This window comes from Pseudactinotalea sp. Z1739 (assembly GCF_049725055.1).
In the GTDB taxonomy this organism is placed as follows: domain Bacteria; phylum Actinomycetota; class Actinomycetes; order Actinomycetales; family Beutenbergiaceae; genus CALKWS01.
The window spans coordinates 65,299-79,946 of record NZ_JBMPQA010000014.1; the positions used below are offsets into that span (position 1 = coordinate 65,299).

Here is a 14,648-nt window from a genome sequence, read left to right on the forward strand (position 1 = left end):
GCTCATCTCACGCACAGGCACTGGCGGGTAGGCCCTCGACGGCGAACGCGAGCCGTCCCGGGGCATCGGCCGCACCGGTGAGGACCTCCACCAGCGCCTCCAAGCTTCCGGCGGTGCGCCCGTGGGTGGCGATCAAGGTGGGGGCGTCGGCGCCGGCCAACTGCCAGGGGCCGTCGAGGGCGATCGCCACGTCACCACCGGCCGCCGACGTACCCGCGCTGATCAACCTGATCGAGGTATCGGCGGGCTCCTCCAGCGGCACCACGTCCAGGCCGGCCCGCTCGGCGGCCTCGGCGAACGCGGTCCAGTCCGCACTCGTGCCGCCGCGTACGTGCAATCGTTGGCCCACCAGTTCCCCCGAGCACTCCCCCGCCGCCACGGTGATCGCCGCGGCGCTCAGATCCCGTGCCGCCTGCGCGGCCGAGCCCACGTCGCCGTCGTCGACCTCCCCGGCCTCCTCAGCAAGCCCGGCCTGCCAACGTTGCAGCGCGATCACCCGCCCCGCGGCCTCCCGCACCCGATCGCGGTCCAGCGAGCCGTCCTCGAGCGCGGCCATGATCGCCGCGTGGGCACCGGCGGTGTCGGCCGGGGTCAACAGCAGGTCCGCACCCGCGTCCAGTGCTTCCACCGCGATCTGCCCGGAGGTGCGAGTAGCGGTGAGGGCACCCATGTCCAGTCCGTCGGTGATCGCCACACCGGTGAAGCCCAGGTCCTCCCGCAGCACGTCATAGGCGCGCGGCGACAAGGTAGCCGGCACCCCCTCGTCCCAGGCCTGCGCCGCGATGTGACCGAGCATCACCATCGGCGCCCCCGCCTCGATCGCATCGGCGAACGGGACCAGGTCGCGCTCGGCCAGGTGTTGCTCGCCCGCATCCAGTACCGGTAGGTCGTAGTGGGAGTCCACGGTCAGGGCCCCATGGCCGGGAAAGTGCTTCACCGAGGTGAGCACGCCGCCGGCGGCGAACCCGGTCAGCGCCGCTCGCACAGTCTCGGAGACCCGTTCGGGGTCATCACCGGCGGCGCGCATGTTGATCGTCGGGTCCGCAGCACCGATGGAGACGTCAGCGACCGGGGCGAAGTTCATCGTCACCCCACTGGCACGCAGTTCGGTGGCCATCGCCGCCATCGCCGTGGAGACCGCATCGGGATCGGCGGCCCCGGCGGCGGCGAACGGCGGGAACGTCGTCCAGTCCCCGCTCTCAGCCGACATCCGCTGAACCGGCCCACCCTCGTTGTCCACCGAGATCACCGCCGGCCAGTCCCGGCTCATCTCGGCCTGCCCCTCCTGGACGGCAGCGGCGGTGTCCCGGACCTGGTCGGTGGAGGTGATGTTCTCGGCGAACAGGATCACCCCGGCCAGGTGGTAGGTCTGCACCAGCGCCGCGGCATCGCCCGGGTGTGTTCCGGAGTACCGGGCGATGATCACCTGACCGGCCAGCTCGTCGTCGTCCATCTGCTCGGCCACCTCGGTCGCCGACGCCAGGTCGGACTCCGCAGGCCCCCAGGCCAGCGTCGGTTCCGGGTCCGGCTCGGGCGACGGCGTGGGGGTGGGTGTGGGCTGTGCGGTTTGCTCGGGCGCGGGGTCGCTCGCGCCGGTGTCGGGTTGGTCGCCGGGCGCGGTGCACCCGGCGGCCAGGATGAGCGCGGCGAGGCCGAGGGCCACCGGGCTGCGCCGTGAACGGGATCGACCGTGGTGCATGCCCCTACTCTCGCACCTGGTGCGCAGACCCGGCTGGTGTGACGAACGACGTCGCCGCGCGCCCTTGTCCACCGACGCGCACCACCGCCTGCTAGCCTCCCTCTCAGCTGCCCCGGCCCCACTGCCGGCAGCCGGGCCGACCTGGGAGGGCGCATGCAACTCGAGGTCATCCTGGACGAGGGTGCCCAGCGACGCTGGCACCATGGGCTGCTACGCCGGCTGGATGACCTGCCCGGGGTCACGGTGACGGTGCGCCTGCGGCCCGTGACGCCCGCGCCCGACGCCCGGCGGTTGGGGCACCTGATGCGGTTGGAGACGCTGCTGCACCGCCTCGAACCTGGCGGCTTCGCGCTCGAGGCCGTCCATGAGGCCGGCTTCCCCGAACGCGTCCGCACCGACCCGGCCGCTGCCGTCCTGGACCTCACCGAGGAACCCGCGCAGAACTCCTGGACCGTCCGCTACGACGGCAAGCCCGGTGAGCAGGCCCTGGTCGACGCGGTGCGCTCCGGCCGGCTGCCGCAGGTCAGCGTGACCGACGGCGCGGGGGCTGTGCGCGCATCGGGCCGGCCCGGGAGTGAGCAACCGGGTCTGCTGACCACCGCCCTGGCCGATGTGACGACGGGCGTGGTCACCTTGGTTGAAGGGGCGGTGATCGGGAGGCCGTTCACCGCACCCACCTCGGACGGGACGGAGGCGACCTCACCCGCACCCTTCGGCACCCTTGCACGACGGCGCATCGCGGGTGCCGCGATCCGCCAGGCTTACCGGCGCCTCTACCGTGCCCCGCACTGGCGGGTCGGCTGGCGGCGCGTGCACGGACCGGGCGTCGTCGACCTCGGGGAACTGCCCAGCGGCTGGCGAGAGGTGCCCGACGACGGCTACCACTTCTACGCCGACCCGTTCCTGTTCGAGCACGAGGGCACCACCTTCATGTTCGTGGAGGACTTCGACCACCGGGTCGGCAAGGGTGTGATCTCGGTGTCCGAGTGGGGCGAGGACGGCCCGGTCGGAACCCCGCGCCCGGTGCTGCGCCACGAGGTACACCTGTCCTACCCGTTCGTGCTCGACCACGACGGGAAGGTCTGGATGATCCCGGAGACCTCGGGCGCCGGCACCGTCGAGCTTTACCGGGCGACTCGCTTCCCCGATGAGTGGGAACTGGAGAAGGTTCTCATCGAGGGCCTCGAGGTCAGCGATGCCACCCCGTTCCGTCGGGACGGCAGATGGTGGCTGGCGGGGACGGTACGCACCGGCGGCTCCTTCTCCGACAGCCTGCATCTGTGGTCCGCACCCGACCTGCTCGGCCCGTGGACCCCCCACCGAGCCAACCCCGTCCTGATCGACATCGCCAGCGCCCGTCCCGCCGGACGCGTCGTCGAACGGGATGGGCGGCTGCTGCGCCCGGTGCAGGACGGCCGGGACGGCTACGGGGCGGCATTGGCGATCGCCGAGGTGACCCGGCTCGACGACGACGGTTTCGACCAGCGCGTCATCGCCCATCTCACCCCGGGCACCGCTTGGCCCGGACGGTACCTGCACACGCTCAACTCCTGCGGTGACCTGGAGATCCTGGACGGCTCTCGGTTCTCCCCCCGGTTCGCCCTGCTGCGCAGGCTACCGGGCAGTCCGAAGGTCTGAGCGCTCCTGCGCGGTGGCAGGTTCGGCCCGGCGCCGGCCTCCCTCCGGCACCCACCGGCGGCGCTCAGGTGCTCGCCAGCACCTGGGTCAGTTCCATCGCCGAGTCGGTGGTGAAGTCCCACGGGGACGGCTCCAACCCCGAAGCCACCACCGCCGAGCCCAGGGCGGCGATCATGGCGCCGTTGTCGGTGCAGTAGCGCACCGGCGGCAGACGCAGGGTGATCCCGGCTTCGACGAACCGTTCGGCCGCCAGGGCGCGCAACCGGGAGTTGGCCGAGAAGCCGCCCCCGATCACCACGGTGTCGACCTCGTGCTCGCGGCAGGCGGCCACCGTCTTGGCGATCAGCACATCGGCGACAGCCTCGGAGAAGGAGGCGGCGATGTCGGCGGCGGGCACCTGCGCGCCGGCATCCTCGAAGGACTCCACCACCCGTGCTACCGCCGTCTTCAGGCCGGAGAAGGAGAAGTTGTAGGCGTGCACGGCCTGGTCCTTGGGCCGGCTCAGCCCGCGGGGGAAGGCGAACGCGGTGCGGTCACCGTCCTGAGCGAGCCGGTCCACGTGTGGGCCCCCGGGGTAGGGCAGCCCGAGCAGCCGGCCGACCTTGTCGAAGGCCTCCCCGGCGGCGTCGTCCAGGGTCTGGCCCAGTTCCACCACATCGGTGGCGACGTCACGCACCAACAGGAGGCTGGAGTGACCACCGGAGACCACCAGGCCGATGAAGGACTCCGGGAACCGGCCGTGCACCAATGCGTCCACCGCCACGTGGCCGAGCACATGGTTCACCCCGTACAACGGCACCCCCAGGCCGAAGGCCAACGACTTGGCCGCGGCCACTCCCACCGTCAAGGACCCCACCAGCCCGGGCCCGGAGGTCACGGCGATCGCGTCGACATCGCTCAGCGCCACCCCGGCCTGCTCGAGCGCGTGGTTCAGCGTCGGTTCGAATGCCTCCAGATGAGCCCGGGAGGCCACCTCCGGGACGATCCCGCCGAACCGCGCGTGATCGTCCATCGAGGAGGCGGTGACGTCGACAAGCAGATCGAGCCCGCGGACCAGCGCGATGCCGGTCTCATCGCAGGAGGTCTCGATGCCCAGGACCAGGGGAGTGTGCACCTGCCCAGGGTACGCATCCGGCGGTGCCACGGGGGCGAGCGTGACCGAGGCCACTGAGTCGCTGCTTCCCCACGACGAACGGAGCCGGTGCCCGCTCAGTTGCCGGACGGTTCCAACCCGGTGGCCACGGGCCGGTCGGAGTCGGCGCACCACTGCGACCATGAGCCGGGGTAGAGGGCGGCGCTGATACCGATCGAGTTCAACGCCGCCACCTCGTGCGCCGCGGTCACTCCGGACCCGCAGTAGACCGCCACCTGATCACTCTCGCGCACCCCGACGTGCTCGAAGTGCTCACGCATCTCGGCGTCGGTCAGGAACGTCTGGTCCTCGTGCAGGTTCTCCGTCGTGGGAGCGCTGCGGGCACCGGGAATATGCCCGGCTATGGGATCCACCGGCTCACGCGCCCCGGTGTAACGGTCCCGGTCGCGGGCATCGAGCAGTACACCGCGACGGGCGATGTCGGCAGCCCCCTCGGCATCGGTGAGCGGCATGTGCCCGGGCGAGAGGGTCACACCGCCTTCGGCCACCGCGACCGAGCCGTCCTCGAGAATGCCCCCGCTGCGACTCCAGGCTCGCAACCCGCCGTCCAGGATCCGCACGTCGGACAGCCCTCCCCAGCGCAGCAGCCACCACGCCCGGGCCGCGGCTGTGCCCCCGGAGTCGTCGTAGACGACCACGGCATCGCCGTTGTTGATGCCCCACCGCCGGGCCGCGGCCTGCAGGTCGTCAGCGTCGGGCAACGGGTGGCGCCCACCCGATCCCGGTGGGCCGGCCAGATCCCGTTCCAGATCCACGAAGTGCGCACCCGGGATGTGCCCGGCGATATAGGCGCGGTGACCGTCCGGCTCCGCCAGGGACCAGCGCACGTCCAGGACCACCAGGTCGGTGCGCGTCGGTGACATCATCTGCGCCAGTTCCTCGGCCGTGACGAGAACGCCTCGGCGCAAGGTGCTGTGGTCACTCACGTCTGCCTCCTCTCCGATCCCATCGGACCCGGCCCGCGCAGCCGCAGCCGCATGGTCAGGGCATCGGTGCCCTGATAGTAACCGCGCCGGCGCCCCACGGGCCCGAATCCCAAGGAAGCGTACAGGGCCTGGGCGCCCGGATCGTCCGCACGAACCTCCAGGTGCACCTCCGCGCACCCGGCCGCCTCGGCCTGGTCCAGCAGGGCCTGCATCAACGCCCGGCCGAGGCCTCGGCGCCGATGGGCCGGGGCGACTCCGACGGTCATGATGGTCGCCTGTTCGGCGAGGTCGATCCCGGCGTAGCCGCCGAGTTCCCCGGCACGCTCAACGACGACGTAACGTCGGCCGGGGATGGCAAGTTCCGTCTCGTAGGTGGCCCGGTTCCAGGCCCCGGTGCCGAACAGCACCGGCTCCAGATCGAGCACGTCGTCCAGGTCGGCGGGGACCATCGGGCGGATCAGGGGCGCGGCAGACATGTGCCCATGCTGCCGCGCCCGGTGGCTCAGCGCTCTGCGGCAGGGCGGGTGTGCGGCATCCAGATGAACTGGATGCGCTCCATCGCCTCGCTGCGAGCGGTGTTCTGGAAGGCCGCCACCCGCCAGACGGACTCCTGGTGCACCAGCGTGTAGGTCTGCACCTTCGTCAGGGCGCCGGGGTCATCGCTCTCGTACCGGTCTCCGCGGGTGGTCAGGATGGCCACGTCATCGGTGAGCACCTGCAGGCCCAGGTAGGCATCCGCGAGCCGGGTCCCCTCCAGCACCCCGTCGAACAGCGCGGCGTGGGAGTCGGTGATGTCATGGCGACCGGTGTAGTAGGTACCCGCGAAGGTGGTGTACGTGGCGTTCTCGGTGAACCCGGCCCCATAGGCGGTTGCGTCGTGCGCGGCCCACGCCCGAGTCAGTCCGGCGATGGTCGCACAGACACCGGCACGCACGTCCTCGGTTGCGTCCTGATCCAGGGCCGAGGTGGTCGGCACGTCTGCGCACTGCGCCGTGCCGGTCTGGGCGAGCGGGGCCGGGGAGGTCAGCCACAAGCCCAAGCCGAGCGCGACCGCGACCAGCGCCGCCACCGCCCCCAGGATCCACCGACGGCGGGTGCGGCGGGAGCGAACACCATCGGAGCGGGCCGGGGCGCGAGACTGCTCACCGGGAGAGTCTGCGCCCGGTTCGGCGGGCTGGGTGGTCGTGGTGAACGTCTCCCTCAGAATTGAATGCATGAGTGCAACTATTGCACATGTGCAAGAATGTACCCATGGTGCCTGACGATCTCACCGAAACCTACCGGCGCTACCTGGCTTCGGTGGTGCGGTTCCATCTGGCTGCCGCCGAGGCCGGTGGTCTGGGACCGACGGATTATCAGGCGAGCAGCCTGCTGGACCTGGATGGTCCGATGGCCGTACAGGACCTGGCCGAGGAGTTGGGGCTGTCCCCCAGCGCGACTACCCGGGTGGTGGACCGGCTGGTGCAGGCCGGCATCGCCTCGCGCACCACAGACAGCCAGGACCGCCGGCGCACCCTCATCGCGCACACCGGCCACCTGCCCGCCGAGTTGCACCAGGTCCTCGGCGGCGTCCGGGGGGCCATCGGAGCCGCGGTCGCGACGCTGGACGCCAAGCAGGTCGAGGGGCTGGCAACCTATTTCAGCGTAGCGACCCGGGCCTACCGGGACGCGGCTCCGGCACGAAGGGCCTGATCGGGTGGTCAGGAGGCGCGCTTGCGGCCGGCGCTGTGGTGCACATCGGGCCGGCGCAGGTACCTCGGCTCCAGCGACAGGTCCCCATCGTGGGAGCGCCGGTGCACCATGATCTGCGCGAGCAGCGCCGGGTCCACCGGCGCACCGGGTGCGAGCGCACCATCCGGAACCAGGCCGGCCTCGCCGCTTCCGGCCGCACCTGCTGGGGTGGAGCCGGCGGCGGGTGTGAACACATCGGCATACAAAACCGCGGCCGGTCCGAACACGGCACCGGCCTCGATCAGGTCGGCATGGTCGGCGGCCACCTGGGCCGGTGCGGCCACGGCCGGACCGGCCACCGCCGTCACATCCTCGGCGCCCACCCGGTACCGGGCGTAGTAGACCTCACGGCGCCTGGCATCGGTGACCACCAGTACCTCCGGTGTGCCCAGCCCGCCCGTACCACCGGCGCTGACAGCCGACCCGCCGGCACCGGCTGCGAGCGCCAGGGCGTCGAGCGAGCAGACCCCGTAGGCACTGATGCCGCGAGCACGAGCGAAGCCGCGCGCGGTGACCAGCCCGACCCGCAATCCGGTGAAGGGTGCCGGCCCGGTGCCCGCGACCACGGCACCGACCTGATCGGCATCGGCTCCCGCCCCGGTGAGGACCTGCTGGATCATCGGGACCAGGGTCTCGGCGTGGCGGCGGCCATCGCCGCTGCGGGACCGTGCGAGGACCTGCACCGGTTGCTCCCCCGGCCCGGTCCGGCACAACGCCACCGCGGCATCACTGGAGGTATCCAGGGCCAGCACCAGACCCTCGCCGGCGTCGGCCTCGGTGTGCTTACTCACCACTGTGTCCCTCGACATCGGTCCTCCCGGTCAGGTCCTCCGGTGCCACATCGGCCCACCGGGCCCCATGGGCGCTGATCGTGGCCCACCGGGGTTGCTCTCCCACATCACCGCCGGCGCCGCGCATCCGGTGGATGATGATCTCCAACCGGTCCTCGGCCAAGCCCTCCACCAGGCCCGCGCCCCATTCCACCACGGTGACCGCCTCGGCCAGGGTGGTGTCCAGGTCCAGGTCATCGACCTCGGCGAGGCTGCGCAGCCGGTAGGCGTCCACGTGCACCAGCGCGGGTCCGGGCCCGGCGGCGGCATGGGTGCGGGCGATGATGAACGTCGGTGAGGAGATCCGCCCGCGCACGCCCAGACCGGACCCGATCCCCTGCGTCAGCGTGGTCTTGCCGGCGCCCAGGTCCCCGGTCAGCACTACCAGGTCCCCGGCCCGCAGCATGCTGCCCAGGCGACGGCCGAGCTCGGTGGTGTGGGCGCTGGTGGGCAGGTCCAGGCGATGCACCCAGCGGGCGCTGTCGCCACCGTCCGAGGCGGTCTCTGACTCACTCATCATCGACGCCGAGGGCGTTGAGGTACGTGCGCGGAATCCGGGCACCCATCCGCGCCACGATCTCGTAACTGATCGTGCCCGCGGCATCTGCCCAGTCCTGGGCGGTAGGTTCGCCGTCGGCGCCGGTGCCGAACAGCACCGCCCGCTCCCCGGGTACCACCTCAAGGTGATCGGGCCGTGAGGGACCAAGGTCGATGGTGAACTGGTCCATGCACACCCGACCGGCGATCGGCACGGTACGCCCAGCCACGCGCACCGGCCCGGCGTTGGAGGCGTGCCGCGGGATCCCGTCGGCGTACCCCAACGGGATCACGGCCAGCCTGGTCTCCTCGGTGGTGGTGTAGAGGTGAGCGTAGGAGATGCCCTGGTGCGCCGGTGCGTCCTTGACCAGCATGACCTCGGACTCCATCCGCATCGCCGGGACCAGTCCGAACCCATCGGCGCTGCGGTACTGCGGCGCCGGCGTCAGCCCGTAACTGGCGATCCCCGGACGGACCAGATCGAAGTGGGTCTGCGGCGCGGTCAGGGTGCCGGCGGAATTGGCCAGATGGCGCACCAACAACCGGGCACCGGCGGCCTCGGCCAGGTGCACCGCGTCTGTGAACGCCTGCACCTGCGCCGCGATCGAGGGGTGACCGATCTCATCGGCTCGGGCCAGGTGGGACCAGACCCCCACCACCTGTACCGCCCCCTCGGCCTGGGCGCGCATGGCCGCGGCCACCAGATCCGGCCAGGCCTGGGCGAAGACCCCGCCACGGCCCATCCCGGTGTCGATCTTGAGGTGTATGCGCGCGGTGCGCCCGCTGCTGCGCGCAGCCCGGACCACCTCATCCAGGGCCCAGCCGGCCGAGACCGACAGGTCGATATCGGCCCGTACCGCCTGCTCCAGCGGTGCTCCCGGGGTGTACAACCAGACCAGCATCGGGGCGGTGATCCCGGCCTCGCGGATGGCCAGTGCCTCGCTGAACTGGGCCACGCCCAGCCAGGTTGCCCCCGCCTGCAGCGCCGTACGTGCCACCGGGAGCAGGCCGTGGCCGTAGGCGTCCGCTTTGACCACGGCCATCACCTCGGCGGTGGGTGCCGCGTCGGCCAGGATGGCGATATTGGCGCGGATGGCTGCCAGGTCCACGATGACCTCGGCCGGATGGTAGTGCGCTTCACTCGCGGTGCCGGCGCCCGGCGCCGGGGTTCGGGTGCTCATCGGTTCGGGTCCGTTCGGAGCAGATCGGCGATCGCGCGCGGGACGGCCGCGGCCAGGTCAACCGAACGCAGCGGACCGCCGGCCAGGTGGGCGGCCCGCCCGTGCACGACGACGGCGGCTGCGGCCACCGCGGCCACGTCACCGGGGTGGGCCTGAGCCAGCATCGCCCCGAGGATCCCGGCCAGCACGTCGCCCGAACCCGCCGTGGCCAGCCAGGGCGTGCCATCGGCCTGGCTGTATCCGGGACCGCCGTCGGGCGGGGCGATCACGGTGATGGCGCCCTTGAGCAGCACGGTGGTCCCGGTGCGCCGGGCCGCCCGGTGCGCCCAGGTCCATGGGTCGGCCTCGATCTGTTCGCGCCGGACCTCATCCCCGAAGCGCCGCAGCAGCGTCTCCAGTTCCCCCGCGTGCGGGGTCAGCACCACCGGCTTGCGGGTCAACCCGGCCGGGGCGTCCGGCAAGTGGTCCAAGGCGCCGGCGTCCAGCACCACCGCCACCGCGGCATCGCCATCCTCGGGGCTCTCCTCGCCCAGGCCCCATCCGCGCAGGGCCCGGCGCATCGCCGCGGCGAGGTCGTCGTCGTCGGCCATCCCCGGTCCGATCACCAGGGACTGCACGCGCCCGTCCTCCGGCACCACCTCCGGATGGGCGCCGATCACCGCATCGGCGACCTCGCGGCGGCCCAGATAGCGCACCATGCCCACGCCCCCTCCCAGGGCGGCCGCCGCGCACAGCAGTCCGGCGCCGGGGAATCGCGGTGATCCGGCGACGAGGCCCACCACGCCCCGGGTGTACTTGTGGTCGGCTGGTTCGGGGACGGGCCACAGGTCGGCCACGTCGGTGGGCGTGAGCCGGTGCACGGTCGCCTCCTGCGCGGCGAAGGACCCGCCAAGTCCCAGGTCCACCACCTCCACCCGGCCGGCGTGCTGGGCTCCTGGGGGGATCAGCAGGGACGTCTTCGGTGCACCCATCGTGACGGTGAGATCGGCCCGGAGCACGCCGTCGGCCGGCTCATCGTGGTCACCCGGCCCGCCCGGGCCGGTGTCGCTCTCGCCGGTCGCAGGAGGTGGAGGGGCGGCCCGGACCGGGTCGGCTCCGACACCGCTCGGCACGTCCACCGCCACCACGAGCGGGTCCACGGGGGAACCGCTGCGGATCGGCTGCAGAACCCGAACCACCTGCGCAGGTAGGCCGCGCAATGCGCCCTGCACGCCGATGCCGGCCAGGGCGTCCACCCACACATCGGCCCACTGCCCGAGCCGGGACAGACCCCCGGCGCCGACACCACCGGCGAGGTCCACCAGTTGCGCCCCCGCCCGCCGGGCCGCGGCCAGCCCCTCGGGGTGGGGCCGCTCGTGGGCCAGGACGCACCGCACCTGAACGCCACGGTCGATCAGGTCCGCGGCCGCGAACAACCCGTCGCCGCCGTTGTTCCCCCCGCCCACCAGCACCAGCGCCCGTGCTCCCGGGACCGCGATGTGGTGACGGCGCAACAGCGCGACCGTGCGCGTGGCCAGGGCGAAGGCAGCGTTGCGCATCAGCGGGCGGCCCTCGGCCAGGGCCGGGGCCTCGGCATCGCGAACCGCCTGGGCGCTGTAACCGCGGATCATCGCTGCGCCAGTGCCATCGCCGAGGCGATCCCGGCGTCGTGGGAGATGGACAGCAGCCAGTTGCGGATCCCCAGGTTCTGGGCGGCCGCGGCCACCGAGCCGGTCAGTTCCACCTGCGGTGGACCACCGGCGATCCGGAGCACGGTGGCGTCCTGCCAGCTCATCCCACCCGGGGCCCCCATCGCCTTGGCGATGGCTTCCTTCGCGGCGAACCTCGCCGCCAGGGACGCATCGGGCAGGTCCCGCTCGACGGGGGTGAACAGTCGCTCACGCAGTCCGGGTGCCCGGTGCAGGGTGGCCATGAACCGCTGCACGTCCACCACATCGATCCCCACGCCCACGATCACGTGTGTTCCTCTCCTCCGACGCTCGCCCCGGGGATCACTCCACCGTGACCGACTTGGCCAGGTTACGCGGCTGGTCCACGTCATACCCCTTGGCTGCGGCCAGCGCCGAGGCGAAGATCTGCAGCGGCACCACGGTCACCAGCGGCATCATCAGCGTGGGGGTGCGCGGCACCCTGAAGACGACGTCGGCGTAGGCGGTGACCTCCTCGTCCCCCTCCTCGGCGATCACGAGGGTGCGGGCGCCGCGGGCACGGATCTCGGAGATGTTGGACACCACCTTGGCGTGCAGGGTGGGGCGGCGCGGCGTGGGCACGATGACGAACACCGGCTGGCCCTGCTCGATCAGCGCGATCGGGCCGTGCTTGAGTTCCCCGGCAGCGAACCCCTCGGCGTGGATGTAGGCGAGTTCCTTGAGCTTCAGCGCCCCCTCCATGGCCACCGGGTAGCCCACGTGCCGGCCGAGGAAGAGCACCGAGTTCTCATCCTGCATCGAGCGGGCCACGTCACGGACCTCGTGCTCGCGGTCGATGACGGTCTGGATCTTGGCCGGGATCGCCGCGAGTTCCTCGAGGTAGCCGGCGACCTCGTCGATGTACTTGTACCCGCGCAACTGGGCCAGGTACAGCCCGAGCACGTAACAGCCGGTGATCTGGGCCAGGAAGGCCTTGGTGGAGGCCACCGCCACCTCCGGGCCGGCGTGGGTGTAGAGCACCGCATCGGCCTCGCGGGCGATCGTGGAGCCGTGGGTGTTGACGATCGCCAGCACCTTGGCGCCCTGCTCGCGGCCGTGCCGGATGGCCATGATGGTGTCCATGGTCTCCCCCGACTGGGAGATCGCCACGATGAGCGTCTTCTCGGAGACCACCGGGTCGCGGTAGCGGAACTCGTGGGCCAGTTCCACCTCCACCGGGATGCGACACCAGTGTTCGATGGCGTACTTTGCCACGTGCCCGGCGTAGGCGGCCGTGCCGCAGGCCACCACCACGATCTTGTCCACACTGCGCAGCACCGACTCACTGATGCGCATCTCATCGAGCATCAGGGTCCCGTCGGGGCCGATCCGGGCGCGCAGCGTGTCGGCGACCGCCTGGGGCTGATCGTGGATCTCCTTGTCCATGAAGGTGTCGAACCCGCCCTTGACCGCGGCGTCGGCGTCCCAGTCGACGGTGTAACGGTTGGCGTCGGTGACCGGTTCGCCGTCGGCGTCGATGATCTGCACCTGATCACCGGTGATGGTGACGATCTGGTCCTGACCCACCTCCATCGCCTCACGGGTGGAGGCGATGAAGGCGGCCACGTCGGAGCCGAGGTAGTTCGCCCCCTCCCCCAGGCCGACCACCAGGGGTGAGTTGCGGCGAGCCCCCACCACCGTGCCGGGCTGCTCGGCGTGCACCGCGAGCAGCGTGAAGGCACCTTCCAGCCGGGCGGCCACGGTACGCATCGCCTCGGTCAGGTCTCCGGTGTCGGTATAGGCCTGACCGAGCAGGTGGGCCACCACCTCGGTGTCGGTCTCGGAGGTGAAGGCCACACCCTCCTGCACCAGCGCGCTCTTGAGGGGGTGGAAGTTCTCGATGATCCCGTTGTGGATCACCGCGAGGCGTCCGTCCGCGGAGGTGTGCGGGTGGGCATTGGCGTCCGTGGGTGCCCCGTGGGTGGCCCACCGGGTGTGCCCGATGCCCGCACTGGCCGGCGGCAGCGGGTTCGCCTCGAGGTCACCGAGCAGGTTGGCGAGTTTGCCGGCCCGCCTGGCCGTGGCCAGTCCCTCCGGGTTCACCAGCGCGACGCCGGCGGAGTCGTAGCCGCGGTACTCCAGGCGCTTCAAGCCCTCCAGCACCACCTCCAGGGGACGGTCATCAGCGGTAGGTGGGCCTGCATATCCGACGATTCCGCACATGGGGCACACTGTATAACCCGCGTCCCGGCGTTGCCGTGAAGCCGGGTGCCACGATCGGCAACATCACACCGGAGGCGGTCCGGTCCGGTCCCCACCGGTCCGCCCGGGGTGGGAGAGTAGGTGCGTGGTGATGACCGACTTCGCTGACCTGGCCGACCTGCCCGGGGAATCGGCCGAGCCCTATGTGGAGTTCGACCGGGCCAACTGGAGCCGGCTCTCCGCCTCCACCCCACTGCCCCTGACCGCGGCCGACGTGGACAACCTGCGCGGGCTGGGCGACCCGATCGACCTGGATGAGGTCGACACGGCCTACCGGCCCCTGTCCCGGCTGCTCAACCTGTACGTGGCGGCCAGCCAGCGGCTGCGCGAGGCCACCACCACCTTCCTCGGGGAGAAGAACGGCCCCACCCCGTTCGTGATCGGGGTGGCCGGCTCGGTGGCGGTGGGCAAGTCCACCGCCTCCCGGGTGCTGCGCGAGATGTTGGCCCGCTGGCCGGAGACACCCCGGGTGCAGCTGATCACCACCGACGGGTTCCTGCACCCCAACGCCGAACTGGAGCGGCGTGGCCTGATGGAGCGCAAGGGGTTCCCGGAGTCCTACGACCGGCGCGCGCTGCTGAACTTCCTCGCCCGCGTCAAGGGCGGGGCGGACGCGGTGGCGGCGCCGGTGTATGACCACCTGACCTACGACATCGTTCCGGACAGGCAGATCGTGGTGCACCGCCCGGACGTGCTCATCGTGGAAGGCCTGAACGTGCTGGCACCGGCCCGGGTGAGCGCCGACGGCGAACCCTCCCTGGCGGTCAGCGACTTCTTCGACTTCTCCATCTACATCGACGCCAAAACCGCCCACGTGCGCGAGTGGTACGTGGAACGATTCGGGCGGCTGCGCCGGACCGCCTTCGCCCAGGAAGCCTCGTACTTCCACCGCTACGCGGACCTGGATGACGCCCAGGCCCGCGCCAAAGCCCTGGACATCTGGAGCCGGATCAACGAGCCGAACCTGATCGAGAACGTCCTGCCCACCCGCGGCCGGGCCACCCTGGTACTGCATAAGGACGCCGAGCACCGCCTTGCCCGGATCCGGTTGCGAAAGATCTGA

General features: G+C 71.5%; 14 protein-coding genes. 3 read left to right on the plus strand and 11 right to left on the minus strand.

Annotated elements, in window-relative coordinates; translation table 11 throughout:
- Positions 1–7: 7 nt before the first annotated feature.
- Complete coding sequence (locus ACO0LV_RS16305) at positions 8–1,699, minus strand: glycoside hydrolase family 3 N-terminal domain-containing protein (RefSeq protein ID WP_424788975.1); 1,692 nt, start codon at positions 1,697–1,699, stop codon at positions 8–10.
- A 153-nt stretch (positions 1,700–1,852) separates the two neighbouring features.
- Here ACO0LV_RS16305 and ACO0LV_RS16310 point away from each other — a divergent pair, with 153 nt between their 5' ends.
- The gene (locus ACO0LV_RS16310; RefSeq protein WP_424788976.1) at positions 1,853–3,337 is read left to right on the plus strand and encodes a glucosamine inositolphosphorylceramide transferase family protein; all 1,485 of its coding nucleotides are present in this window, start codon (positions 1,853–1,855) and stop codon (positions 3,335–3,337) included.
- A 64-nt stretch (positions 3,338–3,401) separates the two neighbouring features.
- Here the strand turns inward: ACO0LV_RS16310 and tsaD are convergent, their stop codons facing one another.
- The 4 genes from tsaD to ACO0LV_RS16330 all read right to left on the minus strand — a co-directional run bounded on the left by tsaD (position 3,402) and on the right by ACO0LV_RS16330 (position 6,632).
- Positions 3,402–4,451: a tRNA (adenosine(37)-N6)-threonylcarbamoyltransferase complex transferase subunit TsaD gene (gene tsaD / locus ACO0LV_RS16315; RefSeq protein ID WP_424788977.1), complete on the minus strand. Its 1,050-nt coding sequence runs from the start codon at positions 4,449–4,451 to the stop codon at positions 3,402–3,404.
- 95 nt (positions 4,452–4,546) lie between these two features.
- A complete protein-coding gene (locus ACO0LV_RS16320; protein ID WP_424788978.1) occupies positions 4,547–5,416 on the minus strand; it encodes a sulfurtransferase in 870 nt (289 codons plus the stop codon).
- Entirely contained in the window at positions 5,413–5,892 is a 480-nt protein-coding gene (rimI, locus tag ACO0LV_RS16325) for a ribosomal protein S18-alanine N-acetyltransferase (RefSeq protein ID WP_424788979.1), read from the minus strand. Before rimI ends, ACO0LV_RS16320 begins: the two co-directional genes overlap by 4 nt.
- A gap of 26 nt (positions 5,893–5,918) precedes the next feature.
- Positions 5,919–6,632, minus strand: coding sequence for an SgcJ/EcaC family oxidoreductase (locus tag ACO0LV_RS16330; RefSeq protein WP_424788980.1), 714 nt, complete (start codon positions 6,630–6,632; stop codon positions 5,919–5,921).
- A 35-nt stretch (positions 6,633–6,667) separates the two neighbouring features.
- Between ACO0LV_RS16330 and ACO0LV_RS16335 the strand changes: the two genes are divergently transcribed.
- The gene (locus ACO0LV_RS16335; RefSeq protein ID WP_424788981.1) at positions 6,668–7,108 is read left to right on the plus strand and encodes a MarR family winged helix-turn-helix transcriptional regulator; all 441 of its coding nucleotides are present in this window, start codon (positions 6,668–6,670) and stop codon (positions 7,106–7,108) included.
- 8 nt (positions 7,109–7,116) lie between these two features.
- Here the strand turns inward: ACO0LV_RS16335 and tsaB are convergent, their stop codons facing one another.
- From tsaB to glmS, 6 genes are read right to left on the minus strand one after another with little or no spacing between them, the layout of a single operon-like run.
- The gene (gene tsaB / locus ACO0LV_RS16340; protein WP_424788982.1) at positions 7,117–7,956 is read right to left on the minus strand and encodes a tRNA (adenosine(37)-N6)-threonylcarbamoyltransferase complex dimerization subunit type 1 TsaB; all 840 of its coding nucleotides are present in this window, start codon (positions 7,954–7,956) and stop codon (positions 7,117–7,119) included.
- Positions 7,931–8,494: a tRNA (adenosine(37)-N6)-threonylcarbamoyltransferase complex ATPase subunit type 1 TsaE gene (gene tsaE / locus ACO0LV_RS16345; protein ID WP_424788983.1), complete on the minus strand. Its 564-nt coding sequence runs from the start codon at positions 8,492–8,494 to the stop codon at positions 7,931–7,933. Before tsaE ends, tsaB begins: the two co-directional genes overlap by 26 nt.
- The gene (gene alr, locus ACO0LV_RS16350; RefSeq protein ID WP_424788984.1) at positions 8,487–9,695 is read right to left on the minus strand and encodes an alanine racemase; all 1,209 of its coding nucleotides are present in this window, start codon (positions 9,693–9,695) and stop codon (positions 8,487–8,489) included. Before alr ends, tsaE begins: the two co-directional genes overlap by 8 nt.
- Entirely contained in the window at positions 9,692–11,305 is a 1,614-nt protein-coding gene (locus ACO0LV_RS16355; RefSeq protein WP_424788985.1) for a bifunctional ADP-dependent NAD(P)H-hydrate dehydratase/NAD(P)H-hydrate epimerase, read from the minus strand. The genes alr and ACO0LV_RS16355 overlap by 4 nt, the downstream gene beginning before the upstream one ends.
- Positions 11,302–11,652: a holo-ACP synthase gene (locus ACO0LV_RS16360; protein WP_424788986.1), complete on the minus strand. Its 351-nt coding sequence runs from the start codon at positions 11,650–11,652 to the stop codon at positions 11,302–11,304. The genes ACO0LV_RS16355 and ACO0LV_RS16360 overlap by 4 nt, the downstream gene beginning before the upstream one ends.
- A 34-nt stretch (positions 11,653–11,686) precedes the next feature.
- A complete protein-coding gene (gene glmS, locus ACO0LV_RS16365) occupies positions 11,687–13,546 on the minus strand; it encodes a glutamine--fructose-6-phosphate transaminase (isomerizing) (protein WP_424788987.1) in 1,860 nt (619 codons plus the stop codon).
- A 130-nt stretch (positions 13,547–13,676) separates the two neighbouring features.
- On the opposite strand from glmS, the gene coaA reads away from it, so the two are divergent.
- On the plus strand, positions 13,677–14,648 hold the full coding sequence (coaA, locus tag ACO0LV_RS16370; protein ID WP_424788988.1) for a type I pantothenate kinase: 972 nt from the start codon (positions 13,677–13,679) through the stop codon (positions 14,646–14,648).